Origin of the sequence: Polaromonas sp. YR568 (assembly GCF_943371715.1) — a bacterium.
Lineage (GTDB): Bacteria > Pseudomonadota > Gammaproteobacteria > Burkholderiales > Burkholderiaceae_C > Polaromonas.
Window position 1 is genome coordinate 1 of sequence record NZ_CALRVW010000010.1, and the last position, 22,182, is coordinate 22,182.

The following is a 22,182-nucleotide window of genomic DNA, read 5'->3' on the forward strand; positions in this document are numbered from 1 at the left end:
CCCAGACCATCGGGTCGCCTTTCTTTTGGGTACTTTTCTTTGGCGAAGCAAAGAAAAGTGCCTCGCCCGCCGGGGCGAGTCCCGGCCAGCAGGCATACCCAGCGGCACGAGCAAACCAACATGGATCCCGGATCAAGTCCGGGATGACAAGTACGAGGAGGATTTAGCTATAAACTTCATAGCTGCCTCCGCCCGTATTCATGGGGCAAAAGCCGCAAAACACCAAGATCAAATCTCGATCTTGCTGCCCAGCTCCACCACCGAGTTGTTCGGCAGGTTGAGGAAGTCCGCCGCGCCGCTGGCGTTGTGGTGCATCTGCGCAAACAGCTTCTCGCGCCACGGCGCCATGCCGCTGCCTATGGTGGGCACCACCACGTCGCGCGAGAGAAAGTAGCTGGTGGTCATGTTGTCCAGCTCGCAGCCGCGTGTGCGCATCTGCTCGAGCGCCTTGGGCAGGTCCGGGTCATTCTTGAAACCGTAGTGGATCACCACCTGCCAGCAGTTGTGGCCCAGCGCCTCGATCGCGAGCCGTTTGTCCATGCCTACCCAGGGCACCTCGTGGTTGCGCACCGTGACAAACAGGTTCTGCTCGTGCAGCACCTTGTTGTGCTTGAGGTTGTGCAGCAGCGCATTGGGCACGGCGCCCGGCTCGGCGGTCAGGAACACCGCCGTGCCTTCCACGCGGGCCGGCGGGCTGATGAATACCGCTTCCAGGAAGCTGGGCAGGTCAATGGCGTCGGCACGCAGTTTCTCGTTGAGCAAGGCCCGCCCCTGCTTCCAGGTCATCATCAGCGTGAAGATGATCCCGCCAATGACCAGCGGAAACCAGCCGCCGGCAAACAGCTTCATCAGGTTGGAGGCGAAGAAGGCGAAATCCACGACAAAAAAGACACCCGTGGCGGACAGGCAGAGCCACAAGGGGTACTTCCAGCCATAACGGATCACATAGAAGGTCAGGATGGTCGTGATCAGCATGTCGGTGCAGACGGCGATGCCGTAGGCGGCCGCCAGGTTGCTTGACGAGCGGAACATCACCACGGCCAGCACGATGGTGACAAACAGGCCCCAGTTCACCAGCGGAATGTAGATCTGCCCGGTGTCACGCACGCTGGTGTGCTCGATGTTCAGGCGCGGCAGGTAACCCAGCTGGATCACCTGCTTGGTGACGCTGAAGGCGCCCGTGATCAGTGCCTGCGAGGCGATCACCGTCGCCATGGTGGCCAGCAACACCAGCGGCACCAGCGCCCAATCCGGGGCCATCAGGTAAAAGGGGTTTTTCACGGCCTCGGGGTTGCTCAGCAACAGCGCGCCCTGGCCGAAATAGTTCAGGGTCAGGGCGGGCATGACCACGGCAAACCAGGCCAGGCGGATCGGCTTCTTGCCGAAGTGGCCGAGGTCGGCATACAGGGCCTCGGCGCCCGTCACGCACAGCACCACCGCGCCAAGAATGATGAAGGTCGTCCCCGGGTTGAACCACATGAACATCACGGCGTAATGCGGGCTCACCGCCTTGAGAATGATCGGATTGGTGATGATCTGCGCCGCGCCCAGCAGTGCCAGCACGGCAAACCAGACCAGCGTGATGGGGCCGAAAAACTTGCCAATGCCGGCGGTACCGCGCTTTTGCACGGCAAACAGCGCAAACAGGATCACCAGCGTCGCGGGGATCACGTATTTTTCGAAGGCCGGGGAGATGACCTCCAGACCCTCAACCGCAGACAGGACCGAGATGGCCGGCGTGATCACGCCATCGCCGTAAAACAGCGAGGTGCCGAAAATGCCGATGATCAGGAGGATGCGCCGCAGTTCCGGCTTGTCCTTGACCGCCTGCGAGGCCAGCGCGAGCATGGCGACCAGCCCCCCCTCGCCGTTGTTGTCGGCGCGCAGCACCAGCAACACGTACTTGATCGAGACGATCACGGTCAGCGTCCAGAAAAAGATGGACAGGATGCCGTAAACGTTTTCAGGGGTGAATTCGACGTGCCCGGAGCCGAAGACTTCCTTGATGGCATACAGGACACTGGTTCCGATGTCGCCGTAAACGACGCCAACGGCGCCCAGAGTCAGCGCCGCAAGTGATGATTTTTTACTGGACACAAAAAAATTCCCGCTTGGGCTGGATCAGTCAGGTGCCAGCGGCGGGAAGGGTTGCCATGAGGAACGCTATTTTGCGCCTCGTCCGGCACTTGGCAAGTCAGCGCAGACCCCTAATCGCGAGAATCCGGCATTTTGTTGCACTGCAACAACTTGTAACTGCGGCGCAAAGCGGCCGCCTTTTCCCTCCGCCTGGAAGGGCGCCGAATTCGCTCTTTTTTTGATAGCTGCCTGCGCCCGTCCCCATTGGGCTGGGTGGCAAAAAGGCATGAAAAAAGGGCCGCTCGGGCCCTTTATCAGTCGTAGACCTCGGCGTCCGGGTCGGTGGCTTCCAGCTCGTAACTGGCGGCCAGCATGGCGAGCCGGCCGATCACGCCGTACATGTAGAAGCGGTTCGGCCCGCTGGAGCCGGGTTTGACGCCCGGCTGCGGCAGGCGGCCGCTGTCGGCAAAGGCCAGCGGCACGAAGCTGGCGCCGGGGGCATTGAGGTTCTCGTCGATGCCGCGGTCGGCGTGCACGCGGTAGAAGCCGCCCACCACGTAGCGGTCCATCATGTAGACGACGGGCTCGGCCACCGCGTCGTTGATGCGCTCGTGGGTCTGCACCCCTTCCTGGATGATGACCTCGGACAGCTGCTGGCCGTCCTTGGTGGTGCTCATCTTGTTTTTGGTCTTGCGGTTGAGCTCGTCGAGGTCTTTCACGTCGCGCACCGTCATGATGCCCATGCCGTAGGTGCCGTTGTCGGCCTTGACGATGACAAACGGCTTTTCGTTGATGCCGTATTCCTTGTACTTGCGCTTGATCTTGGTCAGCAGGGCATCGACGTTGGTGGTCAGGCAGTCCATGCCCGTGCCTTCGGCGAAGTTGACCTCGCCGCACTTGGCGAACATCGGGTTGATCAGCCACGGGTCCACGCCCAGCAGCTTGCCGAACCGCTTGGACACCTCTTCATAAGCCTGGAAATGGCGCGACTTGCGCCGCACCGACCAACCCGCATGCAGCGGCGGCAACAGGTACTGCTCGTTGAGGTCTTCCAGCATGCCGGGAATGCCGGCCGACAGGTCGTTGTTGAGCAGGATGGTGCAGGGGTCGAAATTTTTCAGCCCCAGACGCCGGTCGGTGCGCACCAGCGGCTCCAGCGTGATCTGTTCGCCGGTGGGCAGGGTCAGCGTGGTCGGCTCGGTGATGTCCGGGCTCAGCGAGCCAAAACGCACATTGAGCCCGGCCTGGTGAAAAATCCGCTTGAGCTGCAGGATGTTGGCCAGATAAAACGTGTTGCGCGTGTGGTTTTCGGGGATGACCAGCAGGTTGCGCGCCTCGGGGCAGATCTTCTCGATCGCCGCCATCGCCGCCTGGACGGCCAGCGGCAGCATCTCGGGCGTCAGGTTGTTCCAGCCGCCGGGGTAGAGGTTGGTGTCCACCGGCGCCAGCTTGAAGCCGGCGTTGCGCACATCGACCGAGCTGTAAAACGGCGGCGTGTGCTCCATCCACTCCAGGCGAAACCAGCGCTCGATCGCCGGTGTGGTGTCCAGGATGCGCTGCTCGAGTTCGTTGATCGGGCCGTTCAGGGCAGTGATGAGATGCGGAACCATGCGGCCCTCTTTATAAGTATTGGAAGCGAATTCTAGGAGGTGGAGGCGATCACGCCGCATTCAAGGCGAGGCACCTAGCCGTCAGCCCCGGGGCCGGCCACCGACCGACGCGGGCTATTTTGCGCCCTCGACCAGCCAGTGAAATAGCGCTCTGGCGGTTTCCGGGCTGATCCGCTCGTGGGCATCGATGTGCTCCAGCCATTCGCCCTGGCGCCACTTGTCCATTTGCTTCTGCTCGCTGGCCGCATCGCCCTTGAGCCCCGCGAACTTCGCGGCAAGCTGCTCGAAAGCGGGGGCTTCGCCGCGGCGGTAGGCGCCGTGGCAGTTGTAGCAGCCCATGTCGACGGCCAGCGCCGAACCTGCCTGGCTCGCCATCGGCACGGCGAGAAGCGCGGCCAGGAGAGCGGCCTTCACAGCCGCACCTCGCCGTTGCCCAGCACCACGTATTTCAGCGAGGTCAGGCCCTCGATGCCAACCGGGCCGCGGGCATGGAACTTGTCGGTGGAAATGCCGATTTCGGCGCCCAGGCCAAACTCGAAGCCATCGGCGAAGCGGGTGCTCGCATTCACCATGACGCTGGCCGAATCGACCTCGCGCAGAAACTGCTGGGCATGCATGTGGTCGCGCGTGAGGATGGCGTCGGTGTGGTGGCTGGAGTACTGGTTGATGTGGGCAATCGCTTCGTCCACACCGGCCACGACCTTGATGCTGATCACCGGCGCCAGGTATTCCTCGTACCAGTCCTGCTCGCTGGCGGGCTGAACCACGGCCTGGGGCACGCCTGCAAGCATCGCCGAAGCTTCGGCGTCGCAGCGCATCTCCACGCCCTTGGCGGCGTAGATGGCGCCGATTTTCGGCAGGAAGTCCGCCGCCACGCCACGCGCCACCAGCAGCCCTTCGCTGGCGTTGCAGGGACTGTATTTACTCGTTTTGGCGTTGTCGGCCACGGCCACGGCCATGGCCATGTCGCAGGGATCGTCCACATAGACATGGCAGTTGCCGTCCAGGTGTTTGATGACCGGCACTTTCGCGTCGCGGCTGATGCGCTCGATCAGGCCCTTGCCGCCGCGCGGAATGATCACGTCCACATACTGCGGCATGGTGATCAGCAGGCCGACCGCCGCACGGTCGATGGTGGGCACCAGCTGCACGGCGTCTGCCGGCAGGCCGGCGTCCATCAAGGCCTGGTGCACCAGGGCTGCCAGCGCCTTGTTCGACTCGATCGCCTCGGAGCCACCGCGCAGGATGCAGGCGTTGCCGCTCTTGATGGCCAGCGACGCGGCTTCGATCGTGACATTCGGCCGGCTTTCGTAAATCATGCCGAACACGCCGATCGGCACACGCATCTGGCCGACGCGGATGCCGCTGGGCTGTTGCTTCATGCCGATGATCTCGCCGATCACGTCCGGCATGGCGGCGAGCTGCTCGCAACCCGCGGCCACCGTGGCGATGTCCTTGGCCCCCAGCTTGAGGCGGTCCAGCAGGGGACCGGCCAGGCCGGCCGCCGCCGCCCGCTCGTGGTCGCGCTGGTTGGCCGCCTGCAAGGGCGCGATGTTCTGCCGCAGCAAGCCGGCCAGCGCCAGGAGCGCTCTGTTTTTGATAGCTGCCGGCGCACGCGCCGTCTGGGCCGAGGCCGCTTTTGCCTTGGAACCCATGACCGCCATCAGGCCTGCCAGTTCGGCGTCGGTTTCGCTGCTTCGGGTCAGCGTGTGGGAAAGATCAGGCGCGTTCATGACCCTATTTTGCCCGTATTCATGCGGCGGGGAGCACGGCCGTCACTTCCCGGCGGGCACGCCGCGGCGCTGCATCATGTCCTGGCTCATGGCCCGCAGGGCGTCGCCCGTCAGCGTGGCCTGCGCCGCGGGATAGGCCAGCTGGTCCTCGTCGGCCAGGTGGCGCACGTACAGTGCGGCAAACCGGTCCAGCGCCGCGGTCCGGGCGGGGTCCAGCGGCGTCCAGTCCGCAGCCGGGCTGTCGGCAACGGCCTGCAGCACATGGCGCGCCGCGGGCCAGGCGGCTTCCATGTCGCGGTGGTCTTGCAGCAGGCGCTGCACCAGGGCGCGCAGGGCAGTGTCCGGCCCGGCCAGCAGCGGCGGGAACACGTGGAGCTCCTCGTCCTGGTGGTGCAGGGGCGCGGCGAGGTCGAAGTAACGCATCACGTCTCGCGCGGCCTGCCGCGCGGCATCGTCGCAGCCGTGAGCCAGCAGGTGCTGCTGCAGGCGTACCTGCAAGGCCAGCATGCGCTCGACCCGCTCGTGGCAGGCGCCCAGCATCTCGAACGGCGCTTCAAAACCCGCCCCGGGCGCATGAAAGCCGGGCAAGGCCCCGGTTCGCGCACTGCGGCGCACCGTGCCCATGTCAGCCGAACTGCACCGGCTGGCCCTGCGGGTCAAACGGGATGAAAGCGCCAATCTGGCCCTGCTTGATGGACTCGACCATGCGCTGCAGCGGCTCCTCGGCATCTTCGGTGGTGGGCGCGCGGTTCACCGAGCCCCCCAGCGCAGCCGCAAACACCAGGCCCCAGTTGTGGCCGAACTGGCTGGACTCCTGCACCAGCGCAGCAAACGAGCTCAGCTCTTCCGGCCGCTTGTCGACACACATCAGCGGCACCAGCGCGCCGCCCTGGCCGGCTTCAAAACGCTCGCGTTGCACCGGCGTGCTGTCCTCGGGCAGCTCCACGCCGGTGAACACAAACAGCAGGCGCTGCGGCTCGGGCTGGGCCCGGGCTGCCTGCAGCAGGTCGTCAAAACTCAGAATGTCCATGAATCCATCCAGTCACAGGGAATAAAAAGAATCCGCTGGTTCGCGCCCCGGCGCGTCCCCGTCGGCAGAAAGGCTGCTTACAAAATCCGGCGGCGCAGGGCGCAGGCGCGCGGGCTTGCGCGACTGGGCCGTGCCGATGCTGACAAAACACAGCGCCTGTTCGCTGGCCGCCAGGCCAAACAGGGTGCGCAGGCCGGCAGACTTCAGCGCCTTGCCGCTGGTCAATGCCGAACCATACCCCAATGCGGTGGCCAAAAGCAGCATGTTCTGGATCGCACAGCCGGCGGACACGGTGCGTTCGGCCAGGTCGATCTCCGCATCGCCGCGCTGGCCATCGACGATCACCAGCATCAGCAAGGGGGCACGGTGCGCTTTTTCGCGCGCCTGCGCCAGCTGTTCCGCAGTAGCCTGGGCGTCACGCGCCATCAGCGCCGCACCGAACACCTCGGCCAGCCGCGCGCGCGCCGCCTGCGGCACCAGCACCAGGCGCCAGGGTTGCAGTTGCCCGTGGTCAGGCGCCGTGGCCGCCGCGTTCAGGATCATGCCGAGCTGCTTCGCGTCGGGACCGGGTGCCAGCAGGCGCTTGGGCAAAATGGTCTGGCGTGACTGCATCAGCGTCGCCGCCAGGATGGCGGGATCCTGGTCTGGCGCGGTAGATAGTGGCAATGGGGCCGGGACGGCAAGCAGGTTCATCTTGAATACTCCCCTCAGCCGGGCCGCGCGTCAGCACGCAGGCGGCCATACCAGTTGCCCAGCCGCACACCCCACACCCCCATGACGCCGGCCCACAACAGGGCAGCCGCCAGCAGCAGCCAGCCCGCGAGGGCCGTTTGCGCGGCAGCCGCAATGCGCAGCAGCGTCGCGGCCTGCAGCAGCCAGAACAGCGTCCAGATCAGGTTGTCGGCCACCAGCGCACGGCCGCTGTGGCCACAGGACACCCGCGTGACCATGGCCAGCATCAGCGACGCCAGGCAGCCCATGGTCAGCGCATGCAGCGAGCCGAGGGCCAGCACCGGCGCGTCCTGCACCATGCCCAGCCATTGCGACACGCCCCCGAGCACCAGCGCCACGCCGAGCCAGAAAAACCCGATGTGCAGCATGGCCAGCAGACGGTTCTTGAGGCTTTGCACCAGCCCCCAGACGACAGCGAGCCAGAGCAGCACGCTGCCCGCGGCCAGCTCGAAGGCCCCGCGGGCCACCCGCCAGAATGTGCCCGCCGTGCCTTGCAGCGGACCGTCCAGCTCGACCCACACGGCCACGACCTCGGCGACCGCGACGGCCAGCATCAGCCACAACACCCAGAACGGGCGCCACGCGTCGATGCGCGGCAGGGCGCTGGAGGTAAAAAACGGAATCATGCGGTGCGCCACCGAGACATAGACCACCACCACAAACCCCCACAAGCCAGTGAGCACGCAGGCGCGCGCCACGTCGGGCTCGCCCAGCAGCAGGCTGAGCGCCAGCCCCGCCAGACTCAGGCAGCCCACGATACAGGCCACACCGACCGTGCGCGCATGCACCTGGTCGTCGGCCCGGCTGCGCAGGATCAGCCCCCAGAACAGCGCCGTCACCCAGGACAGCCCCGCGCCGGCCAGCATCAGCCCGGCCAGGGCCGTCAGGCCATGCAGGTGCGCGCCGGCCAGACACAGTAGCCAGCCGGTGACCTGCAGCAGCAGTGGCCCGCGCAACTGGCGGGACAACAAAGGCGGCACGCCCAGCCATTTGGGCCCGGCCGTGAACAGGAAACCGGAGAAAAACAGCGGAATGAAACCAAAGGTCATGACCGCACCATGGGCCAGCGAGGGCGACAGCGCATAAGGCAGGCTCAGCGCGGGACTGAGGCGGTCCAGCTGCACCAGCGCCCACCAGCTACCGGCGGCCACCAGTACCACCATGGCCAGGAAAAAACCCAGCCGGTGCGGCGCCAGCAGCAGATGGATGGCGCGCCAGCGGCGGTCCACCCCGGCCCGCTCGCTGGCCGTAGGGCGGCCCGGCCTCACCCGCAGGGCGATGACCGGGCGCTCACTCATCCGCAAACGCCCAAGTGGCCGCACTGGGTGCAGTAGTCGCAACCGTCCTTGCGGATCACCGCGTGGGCGCCACATTCACTGCACTTCTTGCCCGCCATCACCGGCGGCGCAAGCGCCATGTCGACCTGGGGCTCCACCACAGGTGCTGCGCTGGCCACGCCCTGCCGGGCGCGGCGCGCAATGATGTTCTGCACCGCATAGGCAATGGCCGCAACTTCCGAGTCGTGCCACAGCGGCACACGTGTGCCGTCGGCCTTCTCGTAGGTGCCGAGCCGCACCGGGCCCCGGTCCCAGGCCACCTTGCGCATGTCGCTGAGCGCGCGTTCGAGGAAACCGCCACGCGCGGCCAGCGACAACATGCGCATGCTGGAGGTGATCCACTGCTGCGACTCGCCGCTTTGGCCCACCGGCATGAAAAATTCGATGGCCCGTTCGACCGTGCCCTCGCCGCTGGCCGACGGCACCGGCAGAAAAGACACCACGATGTACAGCGTCTTGTGCCCTTCCTGCGTCCAGTAGTCGACCTTTTCGGCCACCGCCGACAGGGCGCCCTTGGGACGGCTCTCGATCACCGTGCGCATCGGATCCATGGGCACCGGCGCGGCCGGCGCGGCGGCGGGACCCGGATGGGTTTCCAGCACCGAGCCGAGAATCGCATTGGGCCGGTAGGTGGCCAGGCCCTTGAGTTTGGCGCGCCAGGCCTGCTGGTACAGGCTCTTGAAATCCTCATAGGCGTAATCGGCCGGCACGTTGACGGTTTTGGAGATCGCCGTGTCCACAAAGGGCTGCACGGCTTCCATCATCCCAATGTGGCTGTCCGCCGACATCTCGAGCGCCGACACAAAGTAGCCGGGCAGTTTGTCCACGTTGCCGCCGAGTTCGCGGTACAGGCGCCAGGCATGGTCTTCCACCGCGTATTCGGTGGTGCTGCCATCCGACTCGCGTTTCTTGCGCCGGTACATCCAGGAGAACGGCGGTTCGATGCCGTTCGACGCGTTGTCGGCAAACGCCAGGCTGACGGTGCCGGTCGGTGCAATCGACAGCAGGTGGCTGTTGCGGATGCCGTTGGCGCGGATGGATTGCTGCAGTGCGGCCGGCAAGCGGCTGGCAAAGGTGCCGGCGGCGAGATACCCGTCGGCGTCGAACTTCGGAAACGCGCCTTTTTCCTTCGCCAGCGCGACCGAGGCAGCGTAGGCTGCATCGCGCATGGCGACGGCAATACGCGCCGCCATCTCGCGGCCCTCGGGCGCGTCGTAACGCAGGCACAACATGGCCAGCGCATTGCCCAGGCCGGTGAAACCGACACCGATACGGCGCTTGGCGGCCGACTCGGCCTGCTGCTGCGGCAGCGGCCAGAAGGTCACGTCGAGCACGTTGTCGAGCGCACGCACCTGGGTGGTCACCGACTTCGCAAAAGCCTCGAAATCAAAGTCCGGCACGCCATTGAAGCCGAAGGGGTGGCGCACAAAACGCGTGAGGATGATGGGGCCGAGGTCGCAGCAGCCGTAGGGCGGCAGGGGTTGCTCGCCACAGGGATTGGTCGCCGCGATGTCTTCGCAGTAACGCAGGTTGTTGTCCTGGTTGATGTGGTCCAGGAACAGGATGCCGGGCTCGGCAAAATCGTAGGCCGAACGCATCACGGTGTCCCACAACTCGCGGGCCGCCACCGTCTGGTAAACCCAGAGGCCGTCGGCACGCTGGAACGCGCCCTGCGCGATCAGCGGCGCGCCGGGTTTGGCCTTGTGCACCAGTTCCCAGGGCTGGTCTTCGGCCAGGGCGTGCATGAACGCGTCCGGCATGCCGACCGACACATTGAAGTTGTTCCAGCGGCCGGGCGTGCGCTTGGCGGTGATGAACTCGTGCACGTCCGGGTGGTCGATGCGCAGCACGCCCATCTGCGCGCCGCGCCGCGAACCCGCGCTTTCCACCGTGGAACAGGACTGGTCAAAAACGTTGATGTAGCTGCACGGACCGGAGGCCATGGACGCTGTCGCCTTGACCTCGGCGCCGCGCGGCCGGATACGTGAAAAATCGTAACCGACGCCACCGCCGCGCCGCATGGTTTCGGCGGCTTCGCGCAGGGCCTCGTAAATTCCGGGGTAGCCGCCGTCATCGACGCCCTGGATGCAGTCGCCCACCGGCTGCACAAAACAGTTAATCAGCGTCGCCTGGATGGAGGTGCCGGCCGCACTCATGATGCGGCCGGCACCGATGGCGCCGGCGTGCAGGTTTTCGAGGAACAGGGCCTCGTGTTTGGCGCGTTCCGCTTCCGGCTCGACCGAGGCCAGGGCCCGCGCCACGCGCCGGTACAGGTCTTCCACACCCGACTCGCCGGGCTTGAGGTATTTTTCCTTCAGCACGTCCTGGCTGATGGGTTGGGTGGCCGTCAGGTCCTGGGGCCGCCCGAATTGATCGCGTTTCATGCTTGTGCTCCTGCGCTGGACGCTGCCGGCCGAACGCCGCCGAGCAGCCACTGCATCAATTCTTGCACCGAACGGATCTGGTCACCAAACGGCAGGCGGGCAGCACCACGAAAGAAAAGGCCTTTGCGCGTATTGCCGTCAAACGCATGGCCGAGTTGCTGGTCGATGCAGAACTGGCCCATGCTGGCCACACCGTCGCGCAGGCCGCAGTGGGCCAGGCAGTCAAACGACATGTTGCATTTGGCCTTGACATGGGCCGCCGCCTGGAGTTTGGGCTCGAGCCGGATGTATTTGTCCAGCCAGGGCGTGCGCACCGCGCGCGCCGGCAGGCCCGCCACACTGACGAACTCCACCATGTCTTCCGGCTTGGCTTCGGCCAGCACCTTCTTGAAGGCGGGATCGGCATCACACTCCTGGGTCACGGCAAAAGCCGTTCCGAGCTGCACGGCGGAGGCGCCCAGGGCCTGCAGGCGCAGGATGTCGTCCCGGCAGTTGATGCCGCCGGCGGCAATCAAAGGGACCTCGCGCTCGATGCCCGCCGTCTTGAAGAATTCCAGCACCTGCGGGATGACCACCGCGAAGTCAAAACGCGAATCATGCAGGTCCGCGACCTTTGCCGCGCCCAGATGACCGCCCGCCAGACCCGGGTGCTCGATCACGATGGCATCGGGCAGTCGCCCCTTTTTCTGCCACTTGCGCACCAGCAATTGCACGCCCCGCGCATCCGACAGGATGGGGATCAGCGCGACTTGGGGATAGTCACGCGCCAGCTCCGGCAAATCCAGCGGCAGGCCGGCGCCGACCACCAGGGCATCGGCCCCGCTGGCCAGCGCTTGGTGCACGTAATCCTCGTAGGCGCCGAGCGCCTTCATGATGTTCACGGCAATCAGGCCGCGGCCCTGCGCCAGCTGGCGCGCCCGGCGGATTTCCCGGTCCAGCGCCTCGAGATTGGCCGCATTGATCACGGCTTTCGCATCGGGCTCCTTGTCCAGGTGGCCCGTTTTGGCCATCAGATCCGGATGCAGGCGCCGCAAGTCCACGGAAGACACCGTGCCGACCCCGCCCAGGCGGGCCACCGCGCCGGCCAGGCCACCGGCCGAGACACACACGCCCATGCCGCCCTGCACCACCGGAACCAGCTCCTTGCCGCCAATCTGCCAGGGCCGCAGGCCCGAATCGTGGGCAAGTGTCTGCAGGATCGCGGCGGCGGCCGCCGCCGAATCGACACTTGCCTGGACGGCCAGGTCAGTCGCTAATGATTTGTCCATCGTGCTCCACATAAGGTTGGTACGGGCCAGTGCCGCTGTTGGAGGCTATCGCAGCAGGCACAAAACTTCCTTGCCGTACATCAAAGATGTGGATTTCACCGTCCTCAATCACGTAATGCCAGCCATGCAGCGTCAAGGTGCCCTTCTCGACTTCGCGCCGCACCATGGGGTAGGCCATCAGGCGCTCGAGCTGCAGCACCACGACACGCTGCTCGGTGCGGCGCAGGGCCTCGGGGCTGGCCTGGACCGGCAGCAGGGCCTCGGTGGCCAGCTTGAGCCAGGCCTGCAGGGCCACGGCTTCCTCGGGCACACCTTCGTAGGCGGCCCGGATGGCGCCGCAGTGGCTGTGGCCGCAGACGATGATGCGCTCGACATGCAGGCTGAGCACCGCGAACTCGATCGCCGCCATCGTGCCGTGCAAGCCATGCGAGCCATCGTAAGGGGGCACAAACGCCCCTACATTGCGCACGATGAAAAGCTCGCCCGGGCCAGCACCGGTCAGCAGGTAGGGCACCACGCGCGAATCCGAGCAGCCGATGAACAGCGTCTTGGGATGCTGTCCCTGCGCCACCAGGTCCTGGAAGCGCTGCTGGTGCAGCGGAAAATAGTCGGAATGAAAACGCCGCAAGCGAAGCAGCAACTCGTCCGCGCTTGCGACGTCTTCGGTCATTGGACCAGCGGCGAATCAGCCCCTTCCAGGGCAATGCCTTCGACCTCCGCCTCCCCCACAAGCAGGCTCATGTACTGGTGCAGGGCCCGGGCGCGCGATTGCATGGTCAGCAGGGCCGCGATGCGCTCGCGCACCTCCTCATAGGCGGGCTGGGTGCCGCTGCGGCGCTCCAGCACGTCGATGATGTGAAAACCGAACCGCGTGTGGAACAGGCGTGGATGCACGCCGGTGCCGGTTTGCGCATGCTGGAGGTGAAACAGTTCGGTCGCCAGTTCGGGCGCGCAGTCCTCCGGCGTGATCCAGCCGAGGTCGCCGCCCTGCGCGCTGCTCGGGCAGTTGGACAGCTCGGTGGCCAGTTGTGCAAAACGTCCGGGAGCCACCCCCTTGTGCGACAGCTCCAGCAGGGCACGTTCGGCATGCACGGTCAGCGCCTGGACGTTGACGCCGGGCGTGACGGCAAACAGGATGTGCCGCACATGCAGTGCCTGGCCCACCAGAAACTGCGCCTTGTGGGCTTCGTAATAACGCCGACCTTCGTCGTCGCTCGGCTGGGGACTGACCACCTGCCGGTCCACCATGGCCTCGATGATTTCGCGGTCGGCCTGACCCAGTTCCGGGGTCGTCAGGCCGGTGTGGCGCGGCAGCAGGCCTTGCGACACCGCCTGCTGGCGCAGCAGTTCGGTGTAGGCCAGTTCGCGCAGCGTGGCCGTGTCCGGGCGCTGCCCCGGTGCATGCAGGGCGATGCCATTGACCAAGGCCGTGGGCTGAACTGGCTGGTCGGCTGCAGGGCCGCACTGGCAGGAACCACTGCCGCAGCCCTGGGCGGCGACGGGTGAAGAAAGCGTTTGTGTGGTCATGGAGGGTCCCTGGTTCATGGTGAGGGTTCAAGGAGCACCGGGCGACTTGGCCCGGGCAACACCCAGGCGGCGGCTGCGCACGACCTGGTAGGGACGGAAAATGTAAGCCACCGATCCGAAACCGCTCCACACATGCACCAGGCGGCTGAAGGGGAACAGCAGGAAGATGGTCATGCCGAACACGATGTGGAACAGGTAGGGCCAGGGCAGGACGGCCAGGGCTGCAGAGTCCACCTCGCGCAGGGTGAGAATGCGCTGCGCCCATTCGGCCAGGATCAGCATCACGCTGCCGTCGGCGTGTCCCCACGAATACGGCAAGGTGATCAGGCCCACCACCAGCTGTGTCCACAAAATCAGCAGGATCGCGAGATCGGTCTTGTGGCTGGTGTAACGGATGCGCGGATCAAACACGCGCCGGTAGATCAGCATCGACAGGCCGATGAAACAGATGATGCCGGCAATGCCGCCCGCGTAGATCGCCATGCGCTGCTTGGTCGCGGCGTCCATGAAAAAGCCATACACCGCGTGGGGTGTCAGCAGGCCGACCAGATGGCCGAAGAACAGGAACAGGATGCCCACGTGGAACAGGTTGCTGCCCCAGCGCAGCAGGCCGGTGCGCAGCAACTGCGACGAGTCGCTTTTCCAGGTGTACTGGTCGCGGTCGAAGCGGATCAGGCTGCCGAGCAGAAACACGGTCAGGCAGATGTAGGGATAGACACCAAAAAGAAATCCGTGAAGTCCGGGGCTCATGCTTGTACTCCTTGGGTGGGCCGTGCCTTGCGTACGTGCGGCACGATGTGAATCGGTTGCGGCTGGTCCGGCCTGGCCTGGCCCTTGGACGAACAGCCGTCAAAAACCACCGGCTCTTCCCAGACCGCATCGACAGGTTCTTCCGCCGCGATCTGCACCGGCTGGGCCTTCTCTCCGGCCAGCTCCAGCAAGGCGCCCAGCACGGAGGCATAGGCACTCTCGCGCTGCTGCAGGGCCGCAAAAATGGCATTGAAGATATGCGCCATCTCGGCCAGAAATTCACGCGCCTCGCGCGGCGGCTGGGTCGAGGTGAATTCGAGCACCACCGGCAGGAAGTCCGGCATCTCGCCCTCGGCCAGGTACATGCCGGCCTTCTCGTAGGTCTGCGCCAGATCGATCATGGCCGGCCCGCGGTCACGCGAGTCGCCGTGCACATGTTCGAACAGGTGCAGCGAGGTGGCGCGGCCCCGGTCGAACAGCTCGACATAAGCCGCCTCGGTCTCCAGAGCCGGCGCAAGCGCGAGCGCTTCGATCAGGGCATCGAGCTCGGCCAGCCGCAGCGGCGCCAGCGCACGCTCTTCGTGCAGCGCCTCGCTCAGTGCGCCCAGATGGCCGCGCAGCTCGGCGTCGGGATAACCGAGCAGCCGGGCCAGCACGCGCAGGCTCTTCGAAGCCACCGCGGGGGTGTTGTTGAAAAGTGCCATGGTTCAGACCTCCACCTTGATGGGAATAGTGCGTTTCTTGTTGCCGCCAAACAGGCTGACATCGCTGGCGCCGTCGGAGCAGCCATTGCCGAAAGTGAAGCCGCAGCCGCCACGCATGTCGAACGCGTTCTCTGCGTATTCCCGGTGGGTGGTCGGAATCACGAAGCGGTCTTCGTAGTTGGCAATCGCCATGATGTGGTACATCTCCTCGACCTCGGCCACGGTCAGCCCGGCCTGTTCCAGCACCGCCAGGTTCTGCACCTGGTCCACATGTTTGCTGCGCTGGTAGGAGCGCATCGCCAGCATGCGCTGCAGGGAGCGGATCACCGGCGCCGTGTCGCCGGCGGTCAGCAGGTTGGCCAGGTACTGCACGGGAATGCGCATCTGCGCGATGTCGGGCAGCTCGCCGTTGATGCCGATCTGGCCGGCGTTGGCCGCCGAGGTGATCGGCGACAGCGGCGGCACGTACCAGACCATGGGCAGCGTGCGGTACTCGGGGTGCAGCGGCAGCGCCACCTTCCATTCCACAGCCATCTTGTAGACCGGGCTGCGGCGGGCGCCTTCCAGCCAGGCCTCGGGAATACCGTCCTTGCGCGCCTGTTCAATCACCTTGGGATCGTTCGGGTCCAGGAAGATGTCGAGCTGGGCCTGGTACAGGTCCTTGTCGTCTTCCACGCTGGCCGCTTCCTGGATGCGGTCGGCGTCGTACAGCACCACACCGAGGTAACGGATGCGGCCCACGCAGGTTTCGCTGCAGACGGTCGGCTGGCCGGCTTCAATGCGCGGGTAGCAGAAGGTGCATTTCTCGGCCTTGCCGCTTTTCCAGTTGTAGTAGATTTTCTTGTACGGGCAGCCCGAGACACACATGCGCCAGCCGCGGCACTTGTCCTGGTCGATCAGCACGATGCCGTCTTCCTCACGCTTGTAGATCGAACCCGAGGGGCAGGAGGCCACGCAGGCCGGGTTCAGGCAGTGCTCGCACAGGCGCGGCAGATACATCATGAAGGTGTTTTCGAACTGGCCGACCATGTCTTTCTGGACCTGGTCGAAGTTCGCCAGGTTGGCGTCCTTGCTGCGCTTGGAAAACTCGCCGCCGAGAATCTCTTCCCAGTTCGGGCCCCATTCGATTTTTTCCATGCGCTTGCCGGTGATCAGGCTGCGCGGCCGCGCCGTCGGCGTGGCCTGCATCTCGGGCGCCGACTGCAGGTGGTCGTAGTCGAAGGTGAAAGGCTCGTAATAGTCATCGATCTGCGGCATGTTCGGGTTGGAGAAGATGCGCATGAGCAGCTTCCACTTGCCGCCCTGGCGCGGCTCGATGGATCCGTCGGCCTTGCGTACCCAGCCGCCGTTCCACTTGTCCTGGTTTTCCCACTCCTTGGGGTAACCGATGCCGGGCTTGGTTTCGACGTTGTTGAACCAGGCGTATTCCATGCCGGGCCGGCTGGTCCAGACGTTTTTGCAGGTGACCGAACAGGTGTGGCAGCCAATGCACTTGTCCAGGTTCAGCACCATGCCGATTTGTGCGCGTACCTTCATGCTGCTTCTCCCATTTGTTGTACAGCGAATGCCCGCTCGTCATCGCGCGGCGTGTCCAGCCAGTCCACTTTGTCCATCTTGCGCACCACAACGAATTCGTCGCGGTTGGTGCCTATGGTTCCGTAGTAGTTGAAGCCCCAGGAAAGCTGCGCGTAGCCACCAATCATGTGCGTCGGCTTGAGCACGATGCGTGTCACCGAGTTGTGGATGCCGCCGCGCTGGCCGGTGATCTCCGAACCCGGGGTGTTGACGATTTTTTCCTGCGCGTGGTACATCATCACCATGCCGGGCTTGACGCGCTGGCTGACGACAGCCCGTGCGGCAATCGCGCCGTTGACGTTGTAGGCTTCGATCCAGTCGTTGTCTTCCACGCCGATCAGCTTGGCATCATCTTCACTGAGCCAGATGATGGGTCCGCCCCGGCTCAGCGTCAGCATCAACAGGTTGTCGGTGTAGGTCGAGTGAATGCCCCACTTCTGGTGCGGCGTGATGAAGTTCAGCAGTATCTCGGTATTGCCGTTGGTACGGATGCCATGCACCCCGGCGGTGGCCTTCAGGTTCACCGGCGGCCGGTAGCTGGCCAAACCCTCGCCGAAAGCCAGCATCCATGGATGGTCCTGGTAGAACTGCTGGCGGCCCGTGAGGGTGCGCCATGGGATCAGTTCATGCACATTGGTGTAACCGGCGTTGTACGACACGGTTTCCGATTCGATGCCGCTCCAGGTCGGCGAGCTGATGATCTTGCGCGGTTGCGCCTGGATGTCGCGGAAGCGGATCTTTTCGTCCTCGCGGTGCAGCGCCAGATGGGTGTGCTCGCGGCCGGTCTGCTTGCCCAGTGCCGCCCAGGCCTTCACCGCCACGTGACCATTGGTTTCAGGTGCGAGTTGCAGCACCATTTCGCAGGCATCGATGTCGCTGTTGATGCGCGGCATGCCCTGGGTCACACCGGGCTCGGTCACCAGGCCGTTGAGTTCGCCGAGCTGCCGCACCTCGGTTTCGGTGTTCCAGCCGATGCCCTTGCCGCCGTTGCCCACCTTGTTGAGCAGGGGGCCGACCGCCGTGAAGCGTTTGTAGACGTTGGGGTAGTCTCGCTCGACCACCTGCATCTGGGGCGCCGTCTTGCCGGGCACCAGCTCGCACTCGCCGCGCTTCCAGTCCTTGACGTCAAAAGGCTGGGCCAGCTCGCCCGGTGAGTCGTGCATCACCGGGGTCAGCACCATTTCCTTTTCGACACCGAGATGGCCTTCGCAGAGCTCGCTGAATCGTTTTGCGAAGCCCTTGTAGATCTCCCAGTCGCTTTTCGATTGCCACACCGGGTCCACCGCGGTGGACAGCGGATGGATGAAGGGGTGCATGTCGCTGGTATTGAGGTCGTTCTTCTCGTACCAGGTCGCGGTCGGCAGCACGATGTCGGAGTACAGGCAGGTCGTGCTCATGCGGAAGTCGAGTGTGACCAGCAGGTCCAGTTTGCCCTCGGGCGCCTTGTCGTGCCAGACCACTTCCTGGGGCTTGCCTTCTTCGGCGCCGAGGTCCTTGCCCTGAACGCCGTTGTCCGTTCCGAGCAGATGTTTGAGGAAATACTCATGGCCCTTGCCCGACGAACCGATGATGTTGGAGCGCCAGACAAACATGTTGCGCGGCCAGTTGTCCGGATGGTCCGGATCCTCGCAGCTCAGCTTGAGCGAGCCGTCCTTGAGCGACTTGACGACATAGTCTTTCGCATCCAGTCCCGCGGCCTGCGCGTCCTTGACCACCTGCATCGGGTGGGTCTGCAACTGCGGTGCACTTGGCAACCAGCCCATGCGTTCGGCGCGCACGTTGTAGTCGATCATGCTGCCGCCGTAGAGCTTCTTGTCGGCCAGTGGCGACAGCACCTCGTCCACGCCGAGCTTCTCGTAGCGCCACTGGTCGGTGTGCGCGTAGAAGAAGCTGGTGGAGTTCATCTGCCGCGGTGGTCGGATCCAGTCGAGCGCGAAGGCCAGCGGTGTCCAGCCGGTCTGCGGCCGCAGTTTTTCCTGGCCCACGTAGTGCGCCCAGCCGCCACCGCTCTTGCCGATGCAGCCGCACATCATCAGCATGTTGATGACGCTGCGGTAGTTCATGTCACTGTGGTACCAGTGGTTCATGCCGGCGCCGATGATGACCATGGACCGGCCTTCGGTCTTCTCGGCATTGTCGGCAAACTGGCGGGCGACGGCGATGATCTGGTCGCGTGGCACACCGGTGATCTGCTCCTGCCAGGCCGGGGTGTAGGGCGTGTTGTCGTCAAAGTCGGCAGCGGCCAGTTCACCGGGCAGGCCGCGGGGAATGCCATATTGCGCCACCTGCAGGTCGAACACCGTCGCCACCAGGGCCGAGCGCTCCTCGCCGGCCTTGCCAAGTGAAATGCGCTGCACCGGCACCGTGCGCACCAGCACGTCGCTCTGCTCGTTGTTCTGGAAATGGTCATGGTGGATGCCACCGAAGTACGGAAAGCCGACCTTGGCGCTGTCTGAACTCGGCGCATCACCCTCCATCACCGACAGCTTGAGCGTGACCTCGTCACCCTGGCGCGCTTCCTTCGACTCCAGGTTCCACTGCCCGGCGTCGGCCCGGCCATCCGGACCCCAGCGAAAGCCGATGGCACCGTTCGGCAGCACGACCTTGCCCTGCGCATCGAAGGCCACGGTTTTCCACTCGGGGTTGTTCGCCTGGCCCAGCTTGCCGTTGAAGTCGGACGCGCGCACATAGCGGTCCGGCACCATGACGGTTTCGCCGTTTTCCAGCTGATGCTCCTTGAGCATCACCAACATGGGCAGGTCGGTGTAGCGGCGTGCGTAGTCGTCGAAGTAGGCGGAGCGCGGCTTGCCGTTGCCGCCGAAGTAGAAGTCCTTCAGGATCACATGGCCCATGGCCATGGCGACCGCAGCGTCGGTGCCCTGCTTGGGGTGCAGCCACAGGTCGGAGAGTTTGGCGACCTCGGAATAGTCGGGCGTGATCGCAACCGTCTTGGTTCCCTTGTAACGGACTTCGGTGAAGAAGTGCGCATCGGGGGTGCGCGTCTGCGGCACGTTGGAGCCCCAGGCAATGATGAAGCCGGAGTTGTACCAGTCGGCCGATTCCGGCACGTCGGTCTGCTCACCCCAGACCTGGGGGCTGGACGGAGGCAGATCGCAGTACCAGTCGTAAAAACTCATGCACACGCCGCCTATGAGCGACAGGTAGCGTGAACCGGAGGCGTAGCTGACCATGGACATCGCCGGAATGGGCGAGAAGCCGATGATGCGGTCAGCGCCATGCTTCTTGATCGTGTGGACATTGGAGGCCGCAATGATCTCGTTGACCTCGTCCCAGCTGGAACGGACAAAGCCGCCCAGGCCACGCACGCTCTGGTAGTCACGCCGCTTGGCGTCGTCCTGCACCACCGCCGCCCAGGCCTCGACCGGCGGCAACGTCAAACGCGCCTCGCGCCAGTGCTTGAGCAGGCGCGCACGCACCATGGGGTACTTGACGCGGTTGGCGCTGTACAGGTACCAGCTGTAGCTGGCGCCGCGCGAGCAGCCGCGCGGCTCGTGGTTGGGCATGTCCCAGCGCGTGCGCGGGTAGTCGGTCTGCTGGGTTTCCCAGGTGACGATGCCGCCCTTGACATAAATCTTCCACGAACAAGAGCCCGTGCAATTCACGCCGTGGGTGCTGCGCACGATCTTGTCGTGCGCCCAGCGGTTGCGGTAGGCGTCTTCCCAGGTCCGGTCTTCAGCGGTGGTGACGCCGTGCTCCCCGGAGAAGGCCTCCCTGGGGTTGGAAAAGTGGCTCAGTCGATCAAGAAAATGACTCATTTGATTCTCCGGTAAAGCGGTAAAAGCGGGCCCAGCGGCGGGTCAGGGGTTTTTGATTTCGGCGCCACGACGCAGGTAAAACCACCAGTTCAGCACCAGGCACAGGGCATAGAAGATGGCAAAACCGTACATGGCGTTTTCCGGCGTGCCGGCCTTGATCTGCGCACCGATGACCACCGGGGCGATGAAGGCGCCGTAGGCGGCAATGGCCGAGGTCCAGCCCAGCACCGGGCCGGCCTGCTGGCGGTCAAAGATGACACCGATCGTGCGGAAGGTGGAGCCGTTGCCGATGCCGCTGGCGGCAAACAGCACGACGAACAGCACCATGAAGATCAGGAAATACTGCTCGGGTGTGGCCGACTTGTAGGCCAGCAGCATGACGTAGCCCACGGCCACGGAGGCCACCACCATGACGGCGGAGATGATCTGCGTCACGATGGAGCCGCCGACCTTGTCCGAGACCCAGCCGCCCACGGGCCGGATCAGCGCGCCGACAAACGGGCCTATCCAGGCAAAGGTCAGCGCCGACGGAGCGTTCGGGTTTTTCAGCGTGTGCTGCATGACGCCGGCGGCGTCCGGCACGTGGCTGATGCCGAAGATCACCGTGATCGCCAGCGGCAGGGCCATCGAAAAACCGATGAAAGAACCGAAGGTCACGATGTAGAGCAGGGTCAGCGACCAGGTATGCTTGTTGCTGAAAATGGAGAACTGTTTGGCAATGGCTTCCTTCATCGGGCCGAAGGCCGTCACCTTCAGCACCATCAGGGTGCTGACCACGATCAGCGGCATGGCGATCCACATGTTGAGCAGGCCCAGCCCGGTGGGTTTGGGCAGGTAGAGATACAGCCCGACGCCGGCCGGCACAAACGACAGGGTGTACAGCCAGATGATCTTGAGGAAGGCCGGGATCGTGCCGCCGATGGCGGGCGAAACGGTGGTCAGGTTGTTCATGCCGAAGAAGCAGATGACCGACAGCGGCACCAGCGACAGCAGCCAGGCGAAGCCGGCGTTCTGGATCCAGGTGGGTGTGCCCGCCGTGATTTTTCCGAGGATCCAGCCGCTGTCCTTGACCAGCGTCATCGATTCGCCCCCGAAGCTGCCGAAGAGGCCGACGGTCATCACCAGCGGAATGACAACCTGCATGGCGGTGACGCCGAAGTTGCCCAGACCCGCATTGAGACCAAGCGCCGTGCCCTGCAGACGCTTCGGAAAGAAGGTGCTGATGTTGGACATCGAACTGGCGAAGTTGCCGCCCCCCACGCCCGACCACAGCGCCATCAGCTGGAAGGACCACAGCGGCCACTCGGGATGCTGCAGCACGATGCCGGTGCCGATGGCCGGCGCCAGCAGCATCGACGTCGTCAGGAAAATGGTGTTGCGCCCGCCCGCCAGCCGGATCAGGAAGGAGGCCGGAATGCGCATGGTGGCGCCGGCCAAGCCCGCAATCGCCGTCAGTGTGAAGAGTTCGGCCTGGGTGAAGGGAAAACCCAGGTTGAGCATCTGCACGGTGATGATGCCCCACATGCCCCAGACGGCAAAGCCGCACAGCAGGCTGGGGACGGAGATCCAGAGGTTGCGGTAGGCAATGCGTTTGCCGGTGCTTTCCCAGAACTGCTCGTCCTCGGGACGCCAGTCGGTGATGTCAACGCTGGAACTGGTTTTGGTATTCATGGTGCTTCC

17 protein-coding genes are annotated in these 22,182 nt (G+C 64.7%); all 17 read right to left on the bottom strand.

Translation table 11 applies throughout. The annotated features are described in order from the left end of the window. Nucleotides 1-228 precede the first annotated feature (228 nt). Nucleotides 229-2,097 carry a potassium transporter Kup gene (locus tag AAG813_RS09195; protein WP_341914138.1) on the bottom strand — a complete coding sequence of 623 codons (1,869 nt, stop codon included), beginning with the start codon at nucleotides 2,095-2,097 and terminating at the stop codon, nucleotides 229-231. Nucleotides 2,098-2,390: 293 nt separating this feature from the next. Continuing rightward, nucleotides 2,391-3,686 carry a glutamate--cysteine ligase gene (gene gshA, locus AAG813_RS09200; protein WP_341914140.1) on the bottom strand — a complete coding sequence of 432 codons (1,296 nt, stop codon included), beginning with the start codon at nucleotides 3,684-3,686 and terminating at the stop codon, nucleotides 2,391-2,393. Nucleotides 3,687-3,800: 114 nt separating this feature from the next. Beyond that, the gene (locus AAG813_RS09205; RefSeq protein WP_341914143.1) at nucleotides 3,801-4,100 is read right to left on the bottom strand and encodes a c-type cytochrome; all 300 of its coding nucleotides are present in this window, start codon (nucleotides 4,098-4,100) and stop codon (nucleotides 3,801-3,803) included. After that, nucleotides 4,097-5,350, bottom strand: a complete 1,254-nt coding sequence (locus tag AAG813_RS09210) for a glutamate-5-semialdehyde dehydrogenase (RefSeq protein ID WP_341914372.1) — start codon at nucleotides 5,348-5,350, stop codon at nucleotides 4,097-4,099. The genes AAG813_RS09205 and AAG813_RS09210 overlap by 4 nt, the downstream gene beginning before the upstream one ends. A gap of 111 nt (nucleotides 5,351-5,461) precedes the next feature. Beyond that, nucleotides 5,462-5,959 carry a hemerythrin domain-containing protein gene (locus AAG813_RS09215; RefSeq protein WP_341914375.1) on the bottom strand — a complete coding sequence of 166 codons (498 nt, stop codon included), beginning with the start codon at nucleotides 5,957-5,959 and terminating at the stop codon, nucleotides 5,462-5,464. A gap of 85 nt (nucleotides 5,960-6,044) precedes the next feature. Continuing rightward, complete coding sequence (locus AAG813_RS09220) at nucleotides 6,045-6,449, bottom strand: ribonucleotide reductase subunit alpha (RefSeq protein WP_096696502.1); 405 nt, start codon at nucleotides 6,447-6,449, stop codon at nucleotides 6,045-6,047. Nucleotides 6,450-6,461: 12 nt separating this feature from the next. Beyond that, nucleotides 6,462-7,142, bottom strand: a complete 681-nt coding sequence (locus tag AAG813_RS09225; RefSeq protein ID WP_341914149.1) for a nitroreductase — start codon at nucleotides 7,140-7,142, stop codon at nucleotides 6,462-6,464. Nucleotides 7,143-7,156: 14 nt separating this feature from the next. Further along, nucleotides 7,157-8,479, bottom strand: a complete 1,323-nt coding sequence (locus AAG813_RS09230) for an NnrS family protein (RefSeq protein ID WP_341914151.1) — start codon at nucleotides 8,477-8,479, stop codon at nucleotides 7,157-7,159. Continuing rightward, a complete protein-coding gene (locus AAG813_RS09235) occupies nucleotides 8,476-10,902 on the bottom strand; it encodes an adenosylcobalamin-dependent ribonucleoside-diphosphate reductase (protein ID WP_341914153.1) in 2,427 nt (808 codons plus the stop codon). Before AAG813_RS09235 ends, AAG813_RS09230 begins: the two co-directional genes overlap by 4 nt. After that, on the bottom strand, nucleotides 10,899-12,170 hold the full coding sequence (locus AAG813_RS09240; RefSeq protein WP_341914155.1) for a nitronate monooxygenase family protein: 1,272 nt from the start codon (nucleotides 12,168-12,170) through the stop codon (nucleotides 10,899-10,901). Before AAG813_RS09240 ends, AAG813_RS09235 begins: the two co-directional genes overlap by 4 nt. Next, entirely contained in the window at nucleotides 12,148-12,840 is a 693-nt protein-coding gene (locus AAG813_RS09245) for a carbonic anhydrase (protein WP_096667615.1), read from the bottom strand. The genes AAG813_RS09240 and AAG813_RS09245 overlap by 23 nt, the downstream gene beginning before the upstream one ends. After that, the gene (locus AAG813_RS09250; protein WP_341914159.1) at nucleotides 12,837-13,697 is read right to left on the bottom strand and encodes a peptidylprolyl isomerase; all 861 of its coding nucleotides are present in this window, start codon (nucleotides 13,695-13,697) and stop codon (nucleotides 12,837-12,839) included. The genes AAG813_RS09245 and AAG813_RS09250 overlap by 4 nt, the downstream gene beginning before the upstream one ends. 27 nt (nucleotides 13,698-13,724) lie before the next feature. Further along, nucleotides 13,725-14,447: a respiratory nitrate reductase subunit gamma gene (narI, locus tag AAG813_RS09255; protein ID WP_341914161.1), complete on the bottom strand. Its 723-nt coding sequence runs from the start codon at nucleotides 14,445-14,447 to the stop codon at nucleotides 13,725-13,727. After that, a complete protein-coding gene (gene narJ, locus AAG813_RS09260) occupies nucleotides 14,444-15,151 on the bottom strand; it encodes a nitrate reductase molybdenum cofactor assembly chaperone (RefSeq protein ID WP_341914163.1) in 708 nt (235 codons plus the stop codon). Before narJ ends, narI begins: the two co-directional genes overlap by 4 nt. 3 nt (nucleotides 15,152-15,154) lie before the next feature. Next, nucleotides 15,155-16,687: a nitrate reductase subunit beta gene (gene narH, locus AAG813_RS09265; RefSeq protein WP_341914165.1), complete on the bottom strand. Its 1,533-nt coding sequence runs from the start codon at nucleotides 16,685-16,687 to the stop codon at nucleotides 15,155-15,157. Then, nucleotides 16,684-20,502 carry a nitrate reductase subunit alpha gene (locus tag AAG813_RS09270; protein ID WP_341914167.1) on the bottom strand — a complete coding sequence of 1,273 codons (3,819 nt, stop codon included), beginning with the start codon at nucleotides 20,500-20,502 and terminating at the stop codon, nucleotides 16,684-16,686. The genes narH and AAG813_RS09270 overlap by 4 nt, the downstream gene beginning before the upstream one ends. A gap of 42 nt (nucleotides 20,503-20,544) precedes the next feature. Further along, on the bottom strand, nucleotides 20,545-22,173 hold the full coding sequence (locus AAG813_RS09275) for an MFS transporter (protein WP_096667603.1): 1,629 nt from the start codon (nucleotides 22,171-22,173) through the stop codon (nucleotides 20,545-20,547). Between the last annotated feature and the right edge of the window lie 9 nt (nucleotides 22,174-22,182).